The organism is Endozoicomonas sp. ALB032, assembly GCF_049310125.1.
Classification (GTDB): domain Bacteria; phylum Pseudomonadota; class Gammaproteobacteria; order Pseudomonadales; family Endozoicomonadaceae; genus Endozoicomonas_A.
The window spans coordinates 7,056,628-7,078,237 of sequence record NZ_JBLYNW010000001.1 but is presented as its reverse complement, the minus strand read 5'-3'; the positions used below and the strand labels follow the sequence as shown (position 1 = coordinate 7,078,237).

General features: G+C 48.9%; 18 protein-coding genes and 6 tRNA genes. 14 read left to right on the top strand and 10 right to left on the bottom strand.

The features are described 5' to 3' along the window. The first annotated feature begins 123 nt into the window (after nt 1-123). Entirely contained in the window at nt 124-456 is a 333-nt protein-coding gene (gene grxD, locus ACO6VG_RS25765; protein WP_422134994.1) for a Grx4 family monothiol glutaredoxin, read from the top strand. 41 nt (nt 457-497) lie between these two features. Here the strand turns inward: grxD and bfr are convergent, their stop codons facing one another. Further along, nucleotides 498-971, bottom strand: coding sequence for a bacterioferritin (bfr, locus tag ACO6VG_RS25760; RefSeq protein ID WP_422134993.1), 474 nt, complete (start codon nt 969-971; stop codon nt 498-500). A 483-nt stretch (nt 972-1,454) separates the two neighbouring features. On the opposite strand from bfr, the gene ACO6VG_RS25755 reads away from it, so the two are divergent. The 7 genes from ACO6VG_RS25755 to ACO6VG_RS25725 all read left to right on the top strand — a co-directional run bounded on the left by ACO6VG_RS25755 (nt 1,455) and on the right by ACO6VG_RS25725 (nt 2,959). Further along, entirely contained in the window at nt 1,455-2,057 is a 603-nt protein-coding gene (locus tag ACO6VG_RS25755; RefSeq protein WP_422134992.1) for a peroxiredoxin, read from the top strand. Between the two features lie 253 nt (nt 2,058-2,310). Next, nucleotides 2,311-2,386, top strand: a tRNA-Asn gene (locus ACO6VG_RS25750). 67 nt (nt 2,387-2,453) lie between these two features. Further along, nucleotides 2,454-2,529: transfer RNA gene (locus ACO6VG_RS25745), tRNA-Lys, on the top strand. Nucleotides 2,530-2,535: 6 nt separating this feature from the next. After that, nucleotides 2,536-2,611, top strand: a tRNA-Asn gene (locus tag ACO6VG_RS25740). Between the two features lie 56 nt (nt 2,612-2,667). Then, nucleotides 2,668-2,743: transfer RNA gene (locus ACO6VG_RS25735), tRNA-Lys, on the top strand. A gap of 7 nt (nt 2,744-2,750) precedes the next feature. Next, a tRNA-Asn gene (locus ACO6VG_RS25730) sits at nt 2,751-2,826 on the top strand. A 57-nt stretch (nt 2,827-2,883) separates the two neighbouring features. Beyond that, nucleotides 2,884-2,959 (top strand) — tRNA-Lys (locus ACO6VG_RS25725). A gap of 59 nt (nt 2,960-3,018) precedes the next feature. Here the strand turns inward: ACO6VG_RS25725 and ACO6VG_RS25720 are convergent. Both ACO6VG_RS25720 and ACO6VG_RS25715 read right to left on the bottom strand, forming a co-directional pair. Continuing rightward, the gene (locus ACO6VG_RS25720; protein WP_422134934.1) at nt 3,019-4,338 is read right to left on the bottom strand and encodes an NAD(P)/FAD-dependent oxidoreductase; all 1,320 of its coding nucleotides are present in this window, start codon (nt 4,336-4,338) and stop codon (nt 3,019-3,021) included. Nucleotides 4,339-4,466: 128 nt separating this feature from the next. Continuing rightward, nucleotides 4,467-4,652, bottom strand: coding sequence for a DUF3094 family protein (locus ACO6VG_RS25715; RefSeq protein ID WP_422134933.1), 186 nt, complete (start codon nt 4,650-4,652; stop codon nt 4,467-4,469). Nucleotides 4,653-4,849: 197 nt separating this feature from the next. On the opposite strand from ACO6VG_RS25715, the gene ACO6VG_RS25710 reads away from it, so the two are divergent. After that, on the top strand, nt 4,850-5,542 hold the full coding sequence (locus ACO6VG_RS25710; protein WP_422134932.1) for an SAM-dependent methyltransferase: 693 nt from the start codon (nt 4,850-4,852) through the stop codon (nt 5,540-5,542). Here ACO6VG_RS25710 and ACO6VG_RS25705 read toward each other — a convergent pair. Continuing rightward, on the bottom strand, nt 5,508-6,299 hold the full coding sequence (locus ACO6VG_RS25705; RefSeq protein WP_422476226.1) for a hypothetical protein: 792 nt from the start codon (nt 6,297-6,299) through the stop codon (nt 5,508-5,510). The two genes, ACO6VG_RS25710 and ACO6VG_RS25705, sit on opposite strands and share 35 nt — an antisense overlap. 395 nt (nt 6,300-6,694) lie before the next feature. Next, nucleotides 6,695-7,693 (bottom strand): nucleoid-associated protein, encoded by a 999-nt coding sequence (locus ACO6VG_RS25700; RefSeq protein WP_422138719.1) that lies wholly within the window; start codon nt 7,691-7,693, stop codon nt 6,695-6,697. A 433-nt stretch (nt 7,694-8,126) separates the two neighbouring features. Between ACO6VG_RS25700 and ACO6VG_RS25695 the strand changes: the two genes are divergently transcribed. Next, the gene (locus tag ACO6VG_RS25695) at nt 8,127-11,657 is read left to right on the top strand and encodes an AAA family ATPase (protein ID WP_422409760.1); all 3,531 of its coding nucleotides are present in this window, start codon (nt 8,127-8,129) and stop codon (nt 11,655-11,657) included. Between the two features lie 117 nt (nt 11,658-11,774). Here ACO6VG_RS25695 and ACO6VG_RS25690 read toward each other — a convergent pair whose 3' ends face one another. Continuing rightward, nucleotides 11,775-12,377 carry a TetR/AcrR family transcriptional regulator gene (locus tag ACO6VG_RS25690; protein ID WP_422476224.1) on the bottom strand — a complete coding sequence of 201 codons (603 nt, stop codon included), beginning with the start codon at nt 12,375-12,377 and terminating at the stop codon, nt 11,775-11,777. Nucleotides 12,378-12,479: 102 nt separating this feature from the next. Here ACO6VG_RS25690 and ACO6VG_RS25685 point away from each other — a divergent pair, with 102 nt between their 5' ends. Beyond that, nucleotides 12,480-13,022: a thioredoxin family protein gene (locus ACO6VG_RS25685; RefSeq protein ID WP_422476222.1), complete on the top strand. Its 543-nt coding sequence runs from the start codon at nt 12,480-12,482 to the stop codon at nt 13,020-13,022. A gap of 75 nt (nt 13,023-13,097) precedes the next feature. On the opposite strand, the gene ACO6VG_RS25680 is transcribed toward ACO6VG_RS25685, so the two are convergent. The 4 genes from ACO6VG_RS25680 to ACO6VG_RS25665 all read right to left on the bottom strand — a co-directional run bounded on the left by ACO6VG_RS25680 (nt 13,098) and on the right by ACO6VG_RS25665 (nt 16,287). Then, nucleotides 13,098-14,555: an ArnT family glycosyltransferase gene (locus ACO6VG_RS25680; protein WP_422476220.1), complete on the bottom strand. Its 1,458-nt coding sequence runs from the start codon at nt 14,553-14,555 to the stop codon at nt 13,098-13,100. A gap of 224 nt (nt 14,556-14,779) precedes the next feature. Then, nucleotides 14,780-15,391, bottom strand: coding sequence for a tRNA-uridine aminocarboxypropyltransferase (locus ACO6VG_RS25675; protein WP_422134925.1), 612 nt, complete (start codon nt 15,389-15,391; stop codon nt 14,780-14,782). Next, nucleotides 15,363-15,983 carry an alpha-ketoglutarate-dependent dioxygenase AlkB family protein gene (locus tag ACO6VG_RS25670; RefSeq protein ID WP_422134924.1) on the bottom strand — a complete coding sequence of 207 codons (621 nt, stop codon included), beginning with the start codon at nt 15,981-15,983 and terminating at the stop codon, nt 15,363-15,365. Before ACO6VG_RS25670 ends, ACO6VG_RS25675 begins: the two co-directional genes overlap by 29 nt. A gap of 19 nt (nt 15,984-16,002) precedes the next feature. Continuing rightward, nucleotides 16,003-16,287 carry a DUF406 family protein gene (locus ACO6VG_RS25665; RefSeq protein WP_422476218.1) on the bottom strand — a complete coding sequence of 95 codons (285 nt, stop codon included), beginning with the start codon at nt 16,285-16,287 and terminating at the stop codon, nt 16,003-16,005. 412 nt (nt 16,288-16,699) lie between these two features. Between ACO6VG_RS25665 and ppc the strand changes: the two genes are divergently transcribed. The 3 genes from ppc to ubiE all read left to right on the top strand — a co-directional run bounded on the left by ppc (nt 16,700) and on the right by ubiE (nt 21,609). Next, nucleotides 16,700-19,333: a phosphoenolpyruvate carboxylase gene (gene ppc / locus ACO6VG_RS25660; protein WP_422134922.1), complete on the top strand. Its 2,634-nt coding sequence runs from the start codon at nt 16,700-16,702 to the stop codon at nt 19,331-19,333. A 208-nt stretch (nt 19,334-19,541) separates the two neighbouring features. Continuing rightward, complete coding sequence (locus tag ACO6VG_RS25655; RefSeq protein ID WP_422134921.1) at nt 19,542-20,666, top strand: beta-ketoacyl-ACP synthase III; 1,125 nt, start codon at nt 19,542-19,544, stop codon at nt 20,664-20,666. 181 nt (nt 20,667-20,847) lie between these two features. Continuing rightward, entirely contained in the window at nt 20,848-21,609 is a 762-nt protein-coding gene (ubiE, locus tag ACO6VG_RS25650; RefSeq protein ID WP_422134920.1) for a bifunctional demethylmenaquinone methyltransferase/2-methoxy-6-polyprenyl-1,4-benzoquinol methylase UbiE, read from the top strand. Nucleotide 21,610 lies beyond the last annotated feature (1 nt).

Genomic DNA, 21,610 nt, shown 5'->3' with positions numbered 1-21,610 from the left:
TATCTGACCGGATTTCGGTATAACCAATGGTGTAAGTCAGGTATTTTCTTTAGAATGCAGAGCCCCAGTTCCAACAGCTTATTTGAAAAGCCGTTGATTCCATTTCGGTGATGAGGTGATTTCATGGATATCATGGATCAAATTAAAGAGCAGATTGAAACACATGACATTCTGCTCTATATGAAAGGTTCTCCCAAGCTGCCTCAGTGCGGATTTTCCTCCAAAGCTGTGCAGGTTCTGATGGCTTGTGGCGAGCAGTTCGCATTCGTAGACATTCTGGCTAACCCGGAAATTCGTGCCAACCTGCCAAAATACGCCAACTGGCCAACCTTCCCGCAGCTCTGGATTAAGGGGGAGCTGGTGGGTGGCAGCGACATTTTGATCGAGATGTACAACAGCGGCGACCTTCAGAAGATGATCAAGGCTGCTGTCGGCAAAGAGGAAGGTGCTGAATAATTTCAGCCTTCTTCAAGGTGGGGAGGACAGAATCCTCCCGCCTAGTCTTCCTCACTCTGAGAGAGCAGATAATTTTCCATTCCCATGGTTTTGATACGGTACAGATGGACTTCCAGACTATCCATATGCTCTTCTTCCGCAGCCAGAATTTTTTCCAGTAACTGGCGTGAGCCGTAATCACCCACCTTTTCACAGACATCGATGGCATCCTTCAGAGGTGGAATCGCTTTCAACTCCTGTTGCAGGTCAGCTTCCAGAATGCCTTTAACGTCTGCGGCAATGATCGGCTTTTGCATGTATTTGAAGTCAGGCATGCCTTCCAGAAAAAGAATTCGCTCAATCAACCAGTCGGCATGCCACATCTCGTCAATGGATTCCTTATATATATACTGGCCGAGTTTGTTGACTCCCCAGTTCTTTAGCATTCGTGCGTGTAGAAAGTACTGATTAATGGCAGTCAGTTCATTCATAAGTACTTGATTCAGATGATCCAGAACACCTTTTTCGCCTTGCATAACAGGGGCTCCATACAGTCATGAATTAAAGGGGGCTTTCATTCCATTAACTATTTCCAGGGACTTTTTCCAGGAACTATTTCCAGGGACTTTTTCCAGGAACTATTTCCAGGAGCTGTAGAATACTTCTCTCCAAAAAACTACAGGCACAGGAAGTATGGAGCCTCATCGGCTTCTGTCAAAGATAACTGTCTGAAAAACAATGAGAATATTTCTTATTAGCGTTATCGGTTGTGGTCGCTATCAAGTCTCAGAGGGGTATATTTTCCATCGCATGGGATGAGCGGATCACCGAAATAAATGGATTAGTCGACTTTGATAGATTTTATCTATCATTTGAAAGAGAAAATTTATAGATATTTGTGCAGGGGTTTATAGGCTAAGGCCGTTATCAGGTGTATCATGATGTCGCTTCAATGATTGCGATGACTGCAACGATTGCATGATCGCAGTGATACATACTTAACCTTGGAGATTAAATTCATGGGCGTACTGGTTGGCAAGAAAGCTCCTGACTTTACTGTTCCTGCCGTCCTGGGCAATGGCGAGATTGTTGAAGAGTTTACCCTGTCCGAGGCGATTCGTGGCAAGTTCGGTATTCTGTTCTTCTACCCACTGGACTTCACTTTCGTTTGTCCATCCGAGCTGATCGCTCTGGATCACCGCATCGATGCGTTCAAAGAGCGCAACGTTGAAGTTATCGGTGTTTCCATTGACTCTCACTTCACTCACAACGCGTGGCGTAATACGCCTGTCAGTGAAGGTGGCATCGGTCCTGTTAAGTACACTCTGGCCGCTGACATGGCTCACGACATTTGTAAAGCCTACGACGTTGAGTCTGAGGGCGGTGTCGCTTTCCGTGGTGCTTTCCTCATTGATAAGGACGGTGTTGTGCGCTCACAGATCGTTAACGATCTGCCCCTGGGTCGTAACATGGATGAGCTGGTCCGTCTGGTTGACGCTCTGCAATTCCACGAAGAGCACGGTGAAGTTTGCCCGGCTGGCTGGAGCAAAGGTGATAAGGGTATGGACGCGTCCCCTGCGGGTGTTGCCAAGTACCTGTCTGAGAGTGCTGAAGGCCTGTAATTACAGACTTCGTCATTTGATGATTGAAAAGAAAGTCGCCTGCGGGCGGCTTTTTTTTCTGTTGGTGCGTATTAGAGAACAGGCCCAGAACTTACGGGCGTTCGGCTCCTGTTTTATAGATCAGCAAGTTATTTCCAGTGCTTTTTTTCAGAAACTTTTTGAACAAAGCTGAGGAGAAGGACTTGACTCAGCCGGAAATCTCATTAATATTCGCTGCCGTTAGGTGATGACGCAAAGCATCGTCGACAACGATTCCCCGATAGCTCAGTTGGTAGAGCAAATGACTGTTAATCATTGGGTCGCTGGTTCGAGTCCAGCTCGGGGAGCCAGCTCTTTCTAATCACTTTTGATTGAAGAGTTGAATGTTTATTGAACTGCGTGTTTAATAGACGGCTTGGGTCGTTAGCTCAGTTGGTAGAGCAGTTGGCTTTTAACCAATTGGTCGTAGGTTCGAATCCTACACGACCCACCAATTTCTTCCCCGATAGCTCAGCTGGTAGAGCAAATGACTGTTAATCATTGGGTCGCTGGTTCGAGTCCAGCTCGGGGAGCCATTTTAAACTCCTTAGCAAGGGTTAGCTTTCTGGATTGCGTATTCAGAAAGTTCAGTGGGTCGTTAGCTCAGTTGGTAGAGCAGTTGGCTTTTAACCAATTGGTCGTAGGTTCGAATCCTACACGACCCACCACTTTTATTCCCCGATAGCTCAGTTGGTAGAGCAAATGACTGTTAATCATTGGGTCGCTGGTTCGAGTCCAGCTCGGGGAGCCATATTCTCACTCTCAAGCAAGAGTTTGTTTCCTGAACTGCGTGTTCATTAAGCATCAAGGGTCGTTAGCTCAGTTGGTAGAGCAGTTGGCTTTTAACCAATTGGTCGTAGGTTCGAATCCTACACGACCCACCAAATCAACAAAAAGCCGGTTCAAAGAACCGGCTTTTTGTTTTTTGCATGCTAAAAATAAATCAATGCAGCTTTAGATGGGGGCGTGTCGTTTTCCCGATAAAGTCTTTGATAATCAGGGCTCCAGTCCTCAATCGTCCAAACAGCGCTACCTGATGCATTCGGTAGAGGCTGATATAAAACATCTTGGCCATCCTGCCTTCCACCATCATATCGCCGCCTGTGATGGTTCCCATCAAATTACCTACGGCACTGAAACGACTCAGAGAGATCAGAGAACCGTAGTCTTTGTAGGTAAAGGTTAAAGGTGCCTCACCCTCCAGAACTTTTCCTGTCAGGCTCTTGGTCAGCAACTCAGCCTGCTGGTGAGCAGCCTGGGCTCTTGGAGGTATAGTGAACGGTTCGCCGTTACTGTTTGTCAGTGTGCAGCTGGCGCAGTCACCCAGTGCGTAAATGTGATCATCCAATGTAGATTGCAGGGTGGGTCTGACCACTAGCTGGTTAATTCGATTGGTTTCAAGGCCGGCGATGTCTTTCAGGAATGCTGGCGCTTTGATGCCTGCGGCCCAGATACTGAGATCGGAGTTGATAAAGTCACCGCTTTTTGTATTCAGGCCTTTGTCAGTAATTTCACTGACCAGCTGATGGGTTTGTATAACAATCCCCATTTTCTGCAGCTGTTTGTGAACACTGCTGCTGATACGAACGGGCAGGGCAGGCAGTATTCGTTCGCTGCCTTCTATGACAGTGATGTTTACTTTGTTTGGCTGAATCGCGTCCAGGCCATATCGGGCCAGTTCTATGGCTGCGTAGTGAAGTTCTGCTGCCAGTTCCACACCTGTCGCTCCGGCACCAATGATGGCGATGTTTAACTCAGGTGATTTCTCATGGGAAGCCTGGGCATGAAGGTAATGATTCAGAAGCGTTGTATGTACTCTTTCTGCTTGTTCCCGGTTGTCCAGAAACAGGCAGTGATCCACTGCACCTGGTGTATTAAAGTCGTTGGCGGTGCTGCCCAAACAGATGACCAGGTCATCGTACTCCAAGCTGCGCTCGGGAACGACCTCTTGTCCGGCTTCGTCGTTAATAGGAGCGAGGGTAATGGTTTTATTATCCCGGTCCAGACCGCACATTCTTCCGGGTAGAAAGTGGAAATGATTCCATTTGGCCTGAGCCAAATAGCTCAGCTCATCTTCAAAAGCATTCAGGGAGCCTGCGGCCACTTCATGCAAAAGGGGTTTCCAGAAATGCGTTTTTCGAACATCCACCAGGGTAATTCGGGCTTTCTTCTTCTTGCCCAGTTTTTTTCCCAGTTTGGTGGCTAATCCGAGCCCTCCGGCACCTCCTCCAACAATTACTATTTTATGCAGCTGGTCAGTCACTTCATTCTCTCTATTTTTATAAAGGAGTGTTTTGAATCAGTCTGAAATCCCCAGCTCTCTTCTTGGCTTTATGGTTAGAAAGAGCGGAAAACTGATTGAGAACACACCCTACAGCTATTCAGGCTGACTCAGCCCAGGATAAAAACGCCTATCAGACGGCTGAGAACACCAAGTATGACAATCAAAAAGCTCAGCCAGAACATCAGCTTTAAGGGTCTGAAGCGGCTGCGCTCTGTCGCATTGGTCCCAGTGCTGATAAAACGGTCAACTTTGGCCTGATCTTCAGGGTATAGACGGGTCTGGATTTTTTCCATTTGCCACTCCGTATCCTCGGTCAGCACATTAGAGTATGCTATTTAAGCAGTCAATCTGCCAATAGATAACCTGAATTTGACTGAGAAAAGCCTAAAATAATTTGAACTTGTGTACTAATTAACCAATCAATCACGGTTGACTGGGCTCAAGCTCTCGATCAATCTAGTTTAAACGGTATGAAAACTGGGCGCAGCGGGTGAAACTGTTTTTATTGGCGTTAAAAGTTCAATATTTCGAGTGGGTCGAACTATACAGGGTATTTCGTCGTTTCTCATCCCATCGCACATTCCTCAAAGCCTATCTTGGGTTGAAGCTTCGATACCTGCTGGACAGCCCTTTTCAGGTCAGTAAGCGTTTCCTGATTAAGAAAAAATCAGATGATTTATATCTTTACGGTGAAACACCTTTAACAGTGCTTGATGATATCTGTGAAAAGTCTGGATTAACGTCCCGGGACCACGTTTTTGAATTGGGTGCAGGCAGCGGTTTTACCTCTCTCTGGATGGCTGCTTTTGCAGGTGTTCGAGTGACATCGATTGAGCAGATTCCCACGTTTTGTCTGAGACTCCGGCGTCTCAGTGGTAGAATGAAGCTGGATAAACTAACCGTTATTGAGGGGGATTATCTGGAGGCGGATCTTTCGGGGGCGACGGTCGTTTATCTTTATGCATCCAATCTGGATGATCTCACTATTCGATGCCTGACGCTGAGAATGCTGGCCCTTAAACCCGGGAGTAAAGTGATTTCTGTCAGCTATCCGCTCCAGGATTATTGCCCCATACCGGGTATTTTTGAACAGAGTGAACGCTTTTCTGCTCGCTTCCCGTGGGGGGAAGCGGATATATTTTTGCAGGTCAGAACATCTTGTGTGCAGAAGTCATGCGTTTGACGACGCTGCTGCCATAGCGAGCGATCATTTCAGGAATCGGTTTATCCGGAAATTGCTCTAATCCCACCTTGATGAAATTCCATGTCACCTGAGCTTGTTTGATCGGTTTGGCCGCATGGGCGTGGTCGCCGTATTCTTGACCCAGCCTGGACAACTTCTGTTCGAAATGTCGAGCCAGTGTTTGCAGCTGAAGCCGACCGGAAGCGCTCTTGTCTTCATTTAACTCGGAAAGAGTCAGGCTGAGATAGTGACGGGACAGGCGTTGCATGAGTAATGCCTGCTCAAGAAAATCGAGCTTTTCATTTTTGTGTGGTTTGCTGGTCAGGATTTCTTGTCTGAGAAGCAATAACTTTCTATCCAGTCTGGCCAAGGCCAGAAGCAGTGTAGTGGCCTCAGGGGGACGGGAGTGAGCGGGCAAATCAGCCATCCAGGCGGCGTGTCGGCTAATGATAGGCCATAGACTCAGGGTCGATGATAGCAACTTCGAAGTTTCCTGATCGTTGGACTTTTCCGGCAAGGCCGGGATGCTCTGGTTCAGCAGAGCCAGATTGTCCTGCATTTTCATTCTGGCGTCCTTGTTGAGAAAGTCGATCTGGAGCAAGTGAATATTTTCGATCAGCTGATTCAGCAATAACTCCTGCTTCAAAAGGTGCTCTGGGGTCAGGTTGTTGTTTTTGGCAGCCGACTCTAAGGACATAGCCTGGTTCATAAAAGTCAGAAGGAAAAGCAGTGTGGTCAGTAATTGAGCTTTAGACATTGCGGGGTCCGGAAACAGTTAAATCATCCCTTATGTATCGGATATCCCGGCTGTCACTTAACCTGACAATCCAGAAGCAGCTTATCGACATTTGCAGCCCTCAAAGACAGTGAACAGCCATACCAGGAGCCTGACCGAGAATAGACTGCCCTACGCGGCAACTGCTCCTGCGTTGCTCTAGCTCCTGCATCCATGCAGTCGTGCGGCGGCAGCAAATTGGTCTGAAAATCCGCTTTTGTTCGTCAAATAGCTCGCTATTCTCCTCACAAAATCGAATTTTCATCCTCAATTTTCTGCCGTCCTCGCTACGGGGTCGCCTAGACGGGCTCTATTCTCGGTCAGGCTCCTAGAAGACCTGTCAATGCTTATGAGAGCATGCAAATACGACTGTGATGTCAGTTATTGCCTTCCAGCTGTTCCTTGAGCTTGTCAGGAACTTCCTTGATCACGAGCTGATTCAGATCTTTGTTGTACACCACCTGGGTACCGAGCAGCTCGGCATCAAAGGCAATGTTAAGACCTTTGCTGCGACCGGTATACTTAACCAGTTTGGTTAGAGTGCGTTTTTCCGGAGCCATAGGTTGACTCATGTCGTAGTCGCGGGTGTTGACGAAGCGGGCAAAATCATCGGAGCCCGCTTCACTCAGATAGCCGGTAAGTTCATCCAGGGTCAGGGCATCGCCATCATCCATTTTGGTTTGGCAGAAGTCGTAGACCTGTCGGCTGACTTCCTTGTGATTTTCCAGAGAAGGCGCTTCCCTGGCGTACTCCTTTACAGCACTGACCAGTGTGTCAGCTTCTTCCTTGCTGTTACTGGTTTCATTGCAGCCCAGAGCTTCCTGAAATACATCGCTCAGACGGCGGCCACCGCGGGGACGCAGGAATGAGAGATAACGACCACTGTTCTCGTTACCCTGCCATTCGGTGATATTAATGCGGCAGGCCAGTGGCATTCTGGCTGTATCCAGATAGGCTACATCCTGAATAGCAAGATCATCTGTCACGGTTATGCTGACATTACTGGTTAGCATGCAGAGCATGAAGTATCGGGTCAGGCCCTGCTGATAATCAGCAAACAGCAGGTAGCCCCCACCCAGTGCTCCGGCCTGATCGAGCTTTTCCAGAAGCTGGTTCAGGGTATTGCGGGTCAGGGCTGTAAAGTCCATCTTTTCTGCCAGGTAATCACCCAGTTCAGTTGGGAAAGGGCTTTCGGCATCGGGGTTGAACTGGCCATACTGTTTGTCCTGTTTCTTGTTGTAAGTTTGCATCAGGTCGTCCAGCATGGCTTCCAGGGCCGGAGTGGGGGGCAGGCTGTGATTTGCCGGAACAGCAGTCAGGGAGTCACTGTCGGGGACCTGTTTCAGCTGGTGGACAATGATTTGTTGTATGGCCATAAGTTAATAGTCTTGAACGCAGTGAGGATCGTCTAACCCAAAAATTTCTTAGAGCAGGTTCGAACAAAAGTAAGCTTCGGAAGAAGCAAACCGGAGCCTGCTATGGCAAAACATACACAAGAAACCCTTCGTTTTCACCCTGTTAATGGTAAAACTGTCAGAGCTGATTTTAAGGAGATGAGTTGTCCCTCGATTTTGGCGTGCTGCAGTTTCGTAAAATAGCTATCCGAAGTGAGCTAATTCCTTGGCTCGTCGGGGTAATTCATAGCAAACGACATCAGTCTTGTATTGACTATTTCATACAAATATTGATTACCGCCATCTCTGTTCATGGCACGCCAGCCAGTGCGGTGCTATATATAGAGCCTTGTACAAACGGCAAAGGCCAGTCAGTGGGCCTGAGCCCTACACAGGATGATATAAGTAATAGGTTATGTTCTATTTTATTCTGTCCGTGTTCACTATCTCCCGGCGATCAGACAACCTTCATCTGAGCGGCATCGATATCAAATTGCCGCTAATATTTCTTGGCATTTCGTTTCTGGTGACACCTGTCAAAACCTTTTCCGGGCAGAGCGGGACACTCGTGTCGACGGGGTATGCCAGTACCGCTCCGGGCATTTATAATCCATCCGGTATTTCACTGCCTATCCTCTTACTCCCTCTTGCATACCATACCTACTTCAATCGTTTTTCTCATTCTGGCACCCATCAGAAAGCCGGGACTGAACCATCCTTTTGCATCGAGCCTGAAGACCCCCTCCTTGCTTACAAGTCGGGCTGCCTGCCGTTGCCAGGGGAGCTGGATATGACATTGGCCCCCGACCGGAGAGACCCGGATCAATGGACCTGGCTTTTACCCGGCAAAAGCAGGCCAGAACCCTACCCTGAACAGACACAGGTGAAGGTCGGTGATGAAGGTGTGCCAGTCCACATATCAGTCCCTGACACGAGTTTACAATGGAAGCCGGGACAACCTGTTCCCGGTCAAAATGGCGATTTCCTGCCCGGGCCTCCTGGCTCAATAGGTGGCATAACACGGGATACTAAAACGACAATCAATCTTATTCCCGGGAATTGCGATGATGAACCCTGTCTGAGCTGGGGCCTGGATGATGGAAGTGGATGGATTCTGGACCTGTCAGAAACTATTGCCCCATTATTCGAAGATACACCCCCCTGGAGTGACCAGAATCCAGCACTGATTCCGGCCAGTGGACAGGTAGCGGCCACCAGAGCGGTTGATCATAATGGTAACGTCTTTTACAGGCTGGATGAGAACAAACAGGTTCATTACATCAGTAAGGAAGAATACCAGCGGCTACTATCAATGCACTTCCAGAGCTGGCTTGAATACCTTTATCCAGAGTATTTTGGCCCCAGACTGGCTGCCGGAGGTGGCTGGCATCAGTGGCACTGGCGAATTCGTAAAGTGCCACGGGGTCCAGGAGCATCTCCTCCCTGCGAACCTCTCGAAAATTTACCTGAGGAGCCAGCAGAAAGATCTCCGGGGCCCGTCAGCCAGTCCCCTCATGGCGGCGGAGACCCTGGCGAGGGAAGCATGTCGGAACAGCAGTTTCCTGCCCCGCCCGCTCCTGCCTCGGCTCCAGCACGTAAGGCAATTTCCAGACGGCTTTTGGTTGATGAGAGTCCCAGTGATGAGTACTCCGTAGTTACAATGTCAGAAGATGAAATGGCTGGGTTACAAATTTATCGTGGAGACTCTGTCCTGCTAACCGGCAAAGTAAGAAAAACCACTATAGCTGTTGCTATATCGGATGCAAATCAGCCATCTGGCTGTATCAGGATGCACAGGGCAGTCCGTAACAACCTTAAGGTGAGGTTAGGCGATATCGTCAAAGTCTCCCACCTCCCTATGCTGCCCTATGGTAAACGAGTGGGTATATTGCCAATAAAAGATAGCCTTGAAGGTATAACCGGCAACTTGTTTGATGTGTTTTTGAAGCCATTTTTTCTAGAGGCGTACCGACCTGTCAGTAAAAACGACGTTATCCCTATAAGTGCTGGCTTGCGAACCGTTCATTTCCGGGTGATGGAAACAGACCCGGAAGGTGGGTGTATAGTTGCCCAGGACACAACTGTTCACTGTGAAGGCGAACCCGTCGAGCGGCAGGATCCGTCTTCAATTGCGGATGTTGGTTATGATGATATTGGTGGGCTCAGACCACAGATTCAAACGATACGGGAAATTATTGAGCTGCCAATGCGATACCCACAACTTTTCAATACCCTGAATGTCAGTCCTCCAAAAGGAATACTACTAAGTGGACCACCGGGGAATGGAAAAACACTGATTGCCCGGGCTGTTGCCAACGAGAGTGGCGCCTTCCTCTTTCTGATTAACGGCCCGGAGATAATGGGCAAAGTGGCAGGTGAGTCAGAATCCAATCTGAGAAGGGCTTTTGAAGAAGCTGAAAAAAACAGCCCTGCCATTATTTTTATCGATGAAATTGATTCGATAGCCCCAAAGCGTGACAAAACCCCGGGTGAAGTAGAGCGGCGCGTTGTCGGTCAGTTGCTTACCCTTATGGACGGTTTGCAGTCCAGGCGGCAGGTTATGATTCTGGCCGCCACTAACAGAGTCAATTCGATTGATCAGGCACTGCGTCGTTTTGGCCGCTTTGATAAAGAGATTCATATCGGCGTTCCTGACGAAACCGGTCGCCTGGAAATCCTTCAGGTTCATACCAGAGACAAAAAACTGTCCGACGACGTGGATTTGGAAAAGATTGCAAAAGTCTGCCATGGGTTCACCGGCGCTGACATCACGCAGCTTATCACCAATGCCGCAATGCTTTGTATAAGGGAAAAAATAGACATTAGCACCCTCGATGATGAACAGAACGTTGATGCCGAGTTGTTAGATAGTCTGGAAATCACCCAGGCTCATTTTGAAAAGGCTCTCAAATCCTCCAACCCGTCAGCTCTCAGAGAAACCTTTGTCGAGATACCCAATGTGACCTGGGAAGACATAGGCGGCATGAAGGATGTCAAAAATGAATTGCTGGAAATGGTACGCTACCCCCTTCAATGGCCCGAGCTGCTGAAGCATTTTGGTCAGAAACTGGCACGGGGTGTACTTCTCTATGGTCCCCCTGGTTGTGGCAAAACACAGTTAGCCAAAGCCTTGGCTAACGATTGCCAGGCTAACTTCATTGCCATAAGAGGGCCAGAGTTGTTGACTATGTGGTTTGGCGAATCAGAGCATAATGTACGTGACCTTTTTGACAAAGCCAGGCAGGCAGCACCCTGCATCCTGTTTTTTGATGAAATTGATTCTCTGGCGTCCTCCAGGGGATCTTCATTAGGTGACGCCAATGGCGCAAGCGATCGCGTCCTGAACCAACTGTTAATCGAGATTGATGGTATAGCTGAACGGAATAACATTTATATCATCGCCGCCACCAACAGACCCGATATTCTTGACAAAGCTCTTATGCGACCAGGCCGTTTCGACAAGCATATCTACATTCCACTGCCAGATCATGAAAGCCGATTGCATATTTTCGAAGCTGTCCTGCGTAACACCCCGATAGAGGGTGATGTTCAGTTAAAGCAGCTGGCTGACGTAACCAAGGGTTTCTCCGGAGCCGATATTAACGAAATCTGCCAGTCTGCAATACAACATGCTGTCAGGGAATACATTAGCAGTCGTAGCTCGCTGAGAGCTCAAAGTGATGCAATGGACGTTGACGAGTCCCTTGAGAGTTGCATGTTAACGCGCAGTCATTTTGAGAAAGCCATGCGCACAGCGAGGCGCAGTGTCGGGGATGGAGAAATTCGCCGTTATGAAGATTTTCACAAGCGGTCAAGTCAGGCCGGAACTGAATTCCGTTTTCGGGATACACCCCCCTCTGCATCAGTGTCATCTGGAGCAGCAGGAGTGCCACAAGGAGCAGCAAACTTATATGAAGACTATGATGACGATGACTTGTATAAATAAGCGTTCATAGTAAAAAAACCTGAAGCCGGGTGCTTCAGGTTTTTTCTGGTTGAACTTTTTGCTGTTCTCGTTGCGCCACTTTGGTTGTTCATTGCCATAATGGTACCTTCTTCCCAATCATGTTTTGGGATTCAGAATATGCTCAAGACTGTGCTTTACCAGCAAATCTAACTGATGCTGATTGGGGCTGATTCTGGCCATTAACTGAAGGCCCAGAAAGAAGCTGGTGAGCTCTCTGGCTGCTTCCGCGCTGCTCAGGCAGGGGGCAATCAGGTTTTTTTCAGTCCCCCTGAGTATCTGGGCCATTAATGCCTGTTGGATCGTGTTCACAGCCTGTCTGACCAGCTCAGCAGCCTGATCTGGCAATAGGTGCAGCTCTGTACTGGTACAGGCCAGAAAGCAGCAGTTCTGGTATTGCACGTTGCGGGGATGACGATAGCCTGCTGTCAAAAATCGGCGTAAACCTTCAAGGGGAGGCCCTGAACCGAGATACTTTTGGATTCTTAACTGCAGGTAGTGTTCAATGTAGTACTTTAAGACGTGCAGGTATAAGCCTTCTTTGTTTTTAAAATGATGATACAGGCTCCCAGGGTGCAGATCGGTAGCTTCTTCCAGCTGTCTGAGCGAAGAAGCCGAGAATCCCCGAGACCAGAAGAGAGCAAGTGCGTTATTCAGCGCCTTGTCTTTATTAAAAGAGGTATGCCTGCCCATAAGTGACATAATTTGATTTTCGAACTTCCAATGTAGCAGCAGTTTTCTGTTCCCGACAACTCCCACAATGGATTAGCACCTGTAGTGGGATATAAGCTGGAGAATACCGGAATGGCACTGACCCCGTCGAATATGGTTGAACTGGGCTCGTCTGCCCCTGATTTTAAATTGCCTGATCCTTCATCAGGACAGTCCGTCTCCCTGCAGGAAGTAAGAAAGGAGAAGGGCGTTCTGGTGATGTTTATCTGTAATCACTGCCCTTATGTGATTCACATTGAAGATGCGCTGGTAGAGTTGGGTAAGGATTATGCTGATCGAGATCTTGGCATAGTGGCTATCAGTGCTAATGATGCCAGGACCTATCCCGAGGATGCTCCTGACAAGATGGCATTAAAATCTTATCCGTTTCCCTATCTGTATGATGAAAGTCAGTCGGTGGCGAAAGCCTACGATGCGGCCTGTACACCTGATTTTTTTCTCTTTGATGCCGAACTGAGGTGTGTCTATCGTGGTCAGTTTGATCACTCTCGTCCTGGTAATGACAAGCCTGTGACCGGGGCTGATTTAAAGTCTGCCATGGACTCAGTGCTGGCGGGAGAGCGAGTAGCAGAGAATCAAAGTCCCAGTATCGGCTGTAGTATTAAATGGAAGTAATACCAATCGTGCTTTCTAACTCCCCATGGGAGTTAGAAAGCACGATTGGTATAATTCAGCACTCTTCACAAGGTATTATTTTTTCTCAACCCAGAGGGTCCAGTTTCTGTATTTGGATACTTTTTCGAAGCGATCTTTCAGCGGGGCAGACAGCTTATTGATGTTGCCGTCGCGAGTGGCCAGAAAGTCCCTGCGATCCCTGTGTAATTGATCGAAGATCTCCTCTTCACTGGAGGCCAGCAGGGCCTGACCCTGGGAATAAAAGCGAGCCGAGAACGGACGCTTCATAAAGTAAATGAGGCGACCAGGCTGTTCATTAGGGTGTGTCATCATGTTGGCGATCAGGTACTTTTGTGATTTTTTACCACCGTCGTTCATCATGACCATGATAGTAGCAATCATCAACAGAGGTGTCAGGGTTGCCAGAGTGATAAGCTTACCAGAGTGGTTGGACCAGCTCTCCCCGAACAGTCGTGCAATAATCATTGCCAGGGCAGGCATCACAGGGAGCGTGTAAGTCCAGATCAGATTGGTAGTGAAAGTGAAAAACAGGGGCAGAAACAACAGCCAGCAGAGCAGGAAATAATCCCATTCAGTTAACTTGAGAGTGGGCTTCTTTTGCCAGAATTTCCAGAGTTGTCTGATGGCAACTCCGAGTAACACGAATGTCCAGGGAAAGCCTCCAGCCAGCAGGTAGCCCCAGATGGCTCCCAGAGCGTGGACATGGGCATTGCCGTATTCATCACCCTGCCAGCCGGAATCCAGATAGCGGGAAAAATGTTCGCCAATAAACATGTATTCCAGAAGACCGGGGTTGCGTATCTCGGCGCTGATATACCAGGGAAGGGCAATGGCTGCTGACAGAATAGTGCCTTTGATCCAGGGAAATTTATGCCACAGCGTTATCAATCTGCCTTTAGGAAGGCACCATAAGAAAATCGGACCACCCGCCAGAACCACTGCAGCGAGCCCTTTTGCCAGCAGTGCCAGGCCGCAACCGGCAAAAAACAAATATTGCCACCGAAGTGCTTCAGATTCGTCGTGACTCTGCCAGCCCATCCAGAAACTGCCGAGTATCAGAGTGGTCGTCAGGGTCATGACCGGGTCGGCCAGCAGGGCACCGGAAAGAACGAGAAACATGGCGGAGGTGACCAGGAACAGTACCGAAATTTTTGCCTTTTGTACCCCCATTTGAAAATGGGCCAGCTTCCAGACCAATGCCAGGGTGCCCAGACTACAAACCAGAGAAGGTAAGCGGGCGGCAAATTCATTGATTCCGAATAACTTGAAGCTTATGGCTGAAAGCCAGATAAACATGGGTGGTTTACCGAGGAACGGGACACCATAATCAAAATATGGAATGATCCAGTCATTGGTCTCGACCATCAGTCTGACGATCTCACCGTATCGGGCTTCTGAAGTATCCATCAGAGGATATAGGCCAAGGGAGAGGAGCCGGATCAGAATGGCGAACAGAATCAGAAGGTACACCCAGAGCCAGCGGGAAGAGGTTTTCAGGGAGGCGTCAGTCATTATTATTTTGCACTCTGTCTCTGGTTGCTGTGGAAATGCACAAGGTTATGAATGTTGCTATTCCATTACTTCGTATTGCTTCGGCCGATTCATTGATAGCAAACATAAAGCAAAAAAGCCTCGGACCCATGTTATTCGCATACTGAAAAAAAGCCCAGTCCCTAATTAATATCACTGGGACGCTAATCGGGACCCAAATCAGCGTAGCGCCTAATCAAAGTAGTTCATTTCGATCGGTTTCTATAATTTTTTTCGTAGACATCTCGCCCCATGGCCAGGATCTGTCGGTCGATCATGGTCTGGAAGCTGTCCAGGCAGTTTTGGTGAACCATTGGGTCTCCTGAAAACTCTCGCATAAGACATACCGTAGCCTCAATAGTAGAAAGGGCTGATTGATGAGGGGATTTGCGAATTCGGTAGCGGGACTCCAGATTTTCTGGCAGGGATATCCGTGGCAGAGACCGAAGTTGAGGGTTGAGATGAAGTATCTTTCTGGCTTTTCTCCAGGTACCGTCCAGCAGAATACAAACATCAGGCAGGCCATGGATTTTCTGATATTCAGAAGGTTGGAAAGCCTCTTCGCCCGGAAAAAGTAAGCAGCTTTTTTTGTTCTCCAGAAGGATCTTGAGGTGTGGGTTTTCGGAGAAGTCCTCTCCTGCGAGAACCTTGCAGTTCTCAATGCCCAGTCTGGCGATCCGGGCGGTATTCAGCGGATGTTTGACCTCATCGGGGTGCTGCAGGATCAGTAGTTCACAGCAGGCCTGCTCGGGTTGTAAATGCTGGCAAATGCAGAATCGAAGAGGACGCTCACAGCGCGGGCATTTGGCTCGGGCCATAAATGACATTCCTGAAAGTGAGATTGATGCGGGGTAAAACGGTTCTGGATGTTTTGGGAAGACAATGCTGCCAGCAGCGCTGGGTTGAGCCTGACATCACCAGCAGTGAGCCAGAAGGTAAATCCAGTGACAAGGGTTGGATACCCCTTGAACTGGCCTCTTTGTGTTTCAGTCGAAAACGTCTTTCCTGGCCCAGACTCAGTGAGGCAATAACAGGCTGTTCTCCAAGTTCTGCCTCATCGTCAGAATGCCAGCCGTTACTGTCATTGCCATCACGATACAGGTTGAGCAGAACCGAGTTGAATGAAGAGTGACAGGTGTGTTCGACCACTTTTTTTATCGCCAGCAACACCGGTGTCCATGGCTCTGGAGTGAGTGTCAGGCCAGAGTAGCTGTAAGTCATTCCCTCATCAGCATACCAGGCTTGTAATCGAGGTAAATCCAATGTTTTTCCGAAAATTGTGATTGTATCCTGACGCCACCGGGTGCCAGACAGAAGTTGCTGGTAATAGGATTCACAATCTTGTTGTGTGATCAGATCTGGCCAGAAAGACAGCTCGGCGTCGGGAGCATGAATGTTGATTGAACGCAAATCCGTAGACTGGGAGCTGTTATCGCAGAGACATTTCAAAGATCAGCTTTTCTGCAGTACAGTCAAAGTCGAGCATCGCCTTGATCACCGTGATACCGTTTTCCTGAATGGTTTCTGACTGAATCTTGCAGTTGCCTGATCCGACTGAAAGAGCTCGCTGCTCTATCTTGTTGAAATTTTCCTGGGCAGAAACTGCCTTGTCACCACGAATTTCCACAGTAACCCAGGTATCATCGTCGCGGATCAGGGTACCGACCTCTACCGTATTGCAGGTGTTGCACTCAAAGGGGTCTTTTTCTTTCATGCTGATACCTCTTGAAAGCAAGTAAATCTACCTCATTCATCATGAGATAAACATATTACAAGATCTATGGGGATACGCCAGAAATAATAGCTGTTTCTGCGATAGCTTTTCCGTGGCCGGGCAGTTTTTTTTCTTCGAAATCCTTCTGAAATCGAGCATGTCCATGTTTTGTGTGTCCTGTACTTGTTTGTGCGTCTTGGTGCGTGTTTGTGAAGGCTTTTTTATTCGGATTTTATGGTATAGGCTCAGTAATTCTCGAAGTTGTACGTCATCAAAATGAGGGATGAAAACGGTACTTTGGTTCAAAAGTTTCCGGTATTCCTGCATCAGAACAAGGTGGTCGTGCTTTTAGCCATGAACAAAGTGCCAGAGTGAAAGCAATTTCACGGTAGAAACCCGGGAAGTTAAATCTATGACAGACAGTAAGGCGAATTTGCGTCGCAACGTGAACCTGCTGGGAACACTGTTGGGTCAGACTATAAAGGAACATCATGGCGAGGTTTTTTTCAATCGTATTGAAAGCATTCGTCAGCTTTCCAAGGCTGCAAGAGCAGGCAGTGAGGATGATCGGGAAGTTTTACTGGATCAACTGAAAAACCTTTCTGATGACGACCTGGTGCCCGTTACACGGGCGTTCAGTCATTTTCTTAATCTGGCTAACCTGGCCGAACAATATGACAGTATTGCTGTTAGCCATGGCGAAACGTTCTGTGTTCCGGATCACTTTGATGAGCTGATGGCGAGGCTCAGAAATCAGGGGTTCAGCCAGGAGCAAATCGCAGACAGTGTTGCCAGCCTTGATATGGAGCTGGTACTGACCGCTCACCCCACCGAAGTTTCCCGCAGAACCCTGATCCAGAAACATGAATCGATTTTTGAGTGTCTCAGCAAGCTGGAAAGCAGCCGTCTGAGCTTCAGGGAGCGAGCCCGTCTTGAAGACCGGCTTCGTCAATTGATAGCTCAGGCCTGGCACACTTATGAATTCAGGATGAAGCGACCATCACCTGTTGATGAAGCCAAGGGTGGATTTGCCACCATCGAGCACTCTCTATGGAATGCGGTGCCTGATTTTGTTCGTGCTATAGATGAGCGGCTCAGGGAACATACCGATATTGGTCTGCCACTGGATGCTGTACCGGTGCGCTTTTCTTCCTGGATGGGAGGAGACCGGGATGGAAATCCATTCGTCACCGCTGAGGTGACCCGGGAAGTGCTTTTATTGAGTCGCTGGATGGCTGCGGATTTGTACCTCAGGGATCTGAACCCCCTGATTGGAGAGCTCTCCATGACGGAATGCAGTGAAGAAATGAAGCAGAAACTGGGGGATTGTCGAGAGCCCTATCGGGTCGTTCTCAGACAGCTCAGAGAGCGTCTCAGAGAGGCCCGAACCTGGTGCGAATATGCACTGGTCGACAAATCCCGTTCTTCTGAAGTGCTTCTGGAGCATAAAGATCTTGTTGAGCCTCTGGAGCTTTGCTACCACTCCTTGCATGAAGTGGGTCTGGGCGTCATTGCCGATGGTCCGCTATTGGATATGATCCGTCGTGCTCACAGCTTTGGTCTCACCCTGATACGTTTGGATATTCGTCAGGAAGCGAGCCGACATACTCAGGCGATTAGTGAGTTAACCAGAGCTCTGGGGATTGGTGATTACCAGAGCTGGGATGAACAGGAAAAGCAGACCTTTTTACTGAAAGAGCTGCAGAATCCCAGGCCCATGATTCCGGTAGAATGGCAGCCTTCCGAAGATGTCGCTGAAGTCCTTGCCACCTGTCGTGCTATTGCCAGAGAAGGTCAGCAGGCATTAGGCGCATATGTCATTTCCATGGCCTACAAACCATCCGATGTCTTGTCTGTAGCGCTGTTGCTGAAAGAGTGTGGCGTTGGCTTTGCAATGCCTATTGCTCCTCTGTTTGAAACACTTGACGCGCTGGATGGTGCCAGTGAGTGTATCAGCTCTCTATTGTCATTGCCCTGGTATCGTGGTTATTGCCATGGCGGTCAGATGGTGATGATCGGTTATTCCGACTCTGCCAAGGATGCTGGCTGGATGGCAGCAGCCTGGGCTCAGTATCGGGCCATGGAAGAGGTGACGGAGGTCTGTCGTAAAAATAATGTCGGGCTGACACTGTTCCACGGTCGTGGTGGTACCATCGGTCGTGGTGGTGGCCCTGCCCATGCGGCGATTCTCTCCCAGCCACCGGGCTCGGTGAACAATAATCTGCGAGTCACTGAACAGGGAGAAATGATCCGTTTCAAGTTTGGTTTCCCTGATGTGGCCATTAACAGTCTGATGCTCTATGCAAGCGCCACGCTGGAAGCAACCCTGCTGCCCCCGCCTGTGCCAGAGCAAAGCTGGCGGGATATGATGGATCAGCTGGCCAGAGATTCCCTGCAAATATACCGGGGTATGGTCCGGGATGAGCCTGATTTTGTTCCCTATTTTCGTGCGGTGACGCCAGAACAGGAATTGGCCAAGTTACCCCTGGGTTCAAGACCTGCAAAGCGCAAGCCCAATGGTGGCGTGGAAAGTCTGCGGGCGATTCCATGGATATTCGCCTGGACCCAGATTCGTCTCATGCTGCCCACCTGGCTTGGGTGTGGTGCCGCCTTAAGAAATGCTTTGGAAAACGGCCAGAAAGAAACTCTGGAAGAGATGATCAGTCAATGGCCCTTCTTTAAGGCGCGGCTGGAAATGCTGGAGATGGTCTTTATGAAGACCGATTCGAATCTGGCTGAATACTATGAAGAGCGGTTGGTACCGACCGAGCTACAGCATCTGGGAGAAAGTCTGCGAGAGCAGCTGAAAACTGCAGTTCAGGCACTGCTGGAGCTTAAAAGCGGGGAAGAGTTGATGTCTAACCATCCTCAGAATAAGCAGGCTATCGCTTTGCGTAATCCATATACTGACCCTCTGAATGTGCTTCAGGCAGAGTTACTCTACCGCGTTCGACATTCAGAAGAAGGGAAGGTTTGTGAAAATCTGGAACAGGCCTTGATGATTACTGTTGTTGGTATTGCTGCAGGTATGCGTAATACCGGCTAACTGGCTTATTGTCAGAGTCAATGTGTTTGTCTCCTGTAACTCGTTCCAATGCTCCAGCAAAGGCAGGAGTCGCAGGAGAGTCTCCACCCGGTCAGTCTTCAATGTGGCTGACGTACAATGATATCCGGGGTGAAATTTTAAGGTTTTATTACCATGGTGCATGATATAGGATCACGGAGCACGTCAAGATAAGGTGATCGGAACAAGCATGGCTGTCGCTGCAATTATCACAGGAACGGGGCTATACACCCCGACCAGTTCTATCAGCAATGATGAGCTGGTCACGAGCTACAATACCTGGGCTCAGAAAGAGAATGACAAACACCAGCAGGCAATCGCTGCCGGTGAAAAAGACCCCCTGCCATTGAGTAACAGTGCCTTTATAGAAAAAGCTTCGGGCATTAAAAGTCGTTATGTCATGGATCGTGAAGGTGTTCTTGATCCTGGTCGTATGGTACCCCGACTTCCCGAGCGGGATAACGAAGAAATCTCCGTTCAGTGTGAAATGGCATTACATGCTGCCAGAGATGCGCTTTCCCAGGCACGAGTGAGGCCGGAAGAGATAGATCTGGTCATTGTGGCTTGCTCCAACCTCCAAAGGGCTTATCCTGCCATTGCCGTTGAGGTGCAGTACTACTTGGGAGCATCTGGCTACGCCTACGATATGAATGTGGCCTGTTCTTCTGCGACTTTTGGTATCAAAGCGGCAACGGATGCCATTCTGTCCGGTAATGCGCAGAGGGTTCTGGTGATCAGTCCCGAGATCACTTCTGCTCATTTGAATTTCCGTGATCGGGACAGCCACTTTATTTTCGGAGATGCTTCGACAGCTGTTGTAGTTGAAGCGGAAAGTGTTGCCAGTAATGAGAAAGGCTTTGAAATTCTGGGTACCAGAGCCTGGACTCAGTTTTCCAATAATATCCGTAATAATTTTGGGTTCCTGAATCGTGCTGATGAGTCCGGTATTGGACAACCCGATAAGCTGTTTGTGCAAAACGGTCGCAAGGTTTTCAAGGAGGTCTGTCCTAAAGTGGCAGAGATCATTTCAAGTCACCTGGATGAGTTGAGACTGACGTCTGAGAAACTCTCTCGTCTTTGGCTACACCAGGCGAACCTGAGCATGAATCAGCTGATTTCACGCAGGGTATTAGGCCGTGAAGCGACTCCGGCAGAAGCGCCGGTTATTTTGGATGAGTACGCTAACACCAGTTCTGCAGGATCAATCATTGCTTTCCATAAGTATTCAGCAGATCTGGAAGCGGGTAGTTGTGGTGTTATCTGTTCTTTCGGAGCGGGTTACTCTATTGGCAGTATTGTCGTCAGAAAACGCTGAGAGCCTTTCGTTGAATAGGCGGCTGGTCGACTCCACTGCGAAATAGTGCGATGAGTGGGCAAATTTACCTATTTGTCATTACCCATTACAATAGCCTGCAATTTTTCCCGAATGCTTGCCAGTAACCGGAAATCGAAAGACGGGGTTCGGATTGTTTTCTGTTGCTGGGGCGGAGATCTGAATGACTGAGAAGGTAAGAGATCAGGACAAGACCCACTTTGGTTACAAAGATGTCAATCCTGATGATAAAGAGAAGCTGGTGGCGGGTGTTTTTCACTCAGTGGCTGATAGCTATGACGTGATGAACGACCTCATGTCAATGGGTGTACACCGGCTCTGGAAGCGTTTTACCGTAGAGCTTTCTGCGGTTCGCAAAGGTCATCAGGTTCTGGATATTGCCGGTGGTACCGGCGACCTCACAAAACAGTTTTCCCGTCTGGTGGGCGATACGGGTCGGGTCGTGCTGGCTGACATCAATGAGTCGATGCTCAGGGTTGGGCGTGATCGTTTGATTGATCAGGGCATTGTCGGGAATGTTGAGTATGTCCAGGCCAACGCCGAGTGCCTGCCATTCCCGGAAAATACGTTCGACTGCATAACTATTGCGTTTGGCCTGAGAAATGTGACCGATAAGGACGAAGCACTGCGCTCTATGTGCCGGGTCCTGAAGCCTGGTGGCCGTCTGCTGGTTCTGGAGTTCTCAAAGACTAACAATCCTTTGTTAACCAAAGTCTATGACGCTTATTCCTTCTCCCTGTTGCCGGCGATGGGTAAGCTGGTGGCAGGTGACTCAGAGAGTTATCGCTACCTGGCCGAGAGTATTCGCAAGCACCCGGATCAGGAAACCCTGAAAGCCATGATGAAAGAAGCCGGTTTTGTGAATACCACCTACCACAACATGACCGGCGGCATTGTTGCCCTGCATAAAGGCATCAAACCCTGAT

Coding starts and splice junctions, on each gene's coding strand:
- grxD (WP_422134994.1), top strand. CDS start 124: ATGGATATCATGGATCAAATTAAAGAGCAGATTGAAACACATGACATT.
- bfr (WP_422134993.1), bottom strand. CDS start 971: ATGCAAGGCGAAAAAGGTGTTCTGGATCATCTGAATCAAGTACTTATG.
- ACO6VG_RS25755 (WP_422134992.1), top strand. CDS start 1,455: ATGGGCGTACTGGTTGGCAAGAAAGCTCCTGACTTTACTGTTCCTGCC.
- ACO6VG_RS25715 (WP_422134933.1), bottom strand. CDS start 4,652: ATGGAAAAAATCCAGACCCGTCTATACCCTGAAGATCAGGCCAAAGTT.
- ACO6VG_RS25705 (WP_422476226.1), bottom strand. CDS start 6,299: ATGTCTAAAGCTCAATTACTGACCACACTGCTTTTCCTTCTGACTTTT.
- ACO6VG_RS25700 (WP_422138719.1), bottom strand. CDS start 7,693: ATGGCCATACAACAAATCATTGTCCACCAGCTGAAACAGGTCCCCGAC.
- ACO6VG_RS25695 (WP_422409760.1), top strand. CDS start 8,127: ATGTTCTATTTTATTCTGTCCGTGTTCACTATCTCCCGGCGATCAGAC.
- ACO6VG_RS25690 (WP_422476224.1), bottom strand. CDS start 12,377: ATGTCACTTATGGGCAGGCATACCTCTTTTAATAAAGACAAGGCGCTG.
- ACO6VG_RS25685 (WP_422476222.1), top strand. CDS start 12,480: ATGGCACTGACCCCGTCGAATATGGTTGAACTGGGCTCGTCTGCCCCT.
- ACO6VG_RS25680 (WP_422476220.1), bottom strand. CDS start 14,555: ATGACTGACGCCTCCCTGAAAACCTCTTCCCGCTGGCTCTGGGTGTAC.
- ACO6VG_RS25675 (WP_422134925.1), bottom strand. CDS start 15,391: ATGGCCCGAGCCAAATGCCCGCGCTGTGAGCGTCCTCTTCGATTCTGC.
- ACO6VG_RS25665 (WP_422476218.1), bottom strand. CDS start 16,287: ATGAAAGAAAAAGACCCCTTTGAGTGCAACACCTGCAATACGGTAGAG.
- ppc (WP_422134922.1), top strand. CDS start 16,700: ATGACAGACAGTAAGGCGAATTTGCGTCGCAACGTGAACCTGCTGGGA.
- ACO6VG_RS25655 (WP_422134921.1), top strand. CDS start 19,542: ATGGCTGTCGCTGCAATTATCACAGGAACGGGGCTATACACCCCGACC.
- ubiE (WP_422134920.1), top strand. CDS start 20,848: ATGACTGAGAAGGTAAGAGATCAGGACAAGACCCACTTTGGTTACAAA.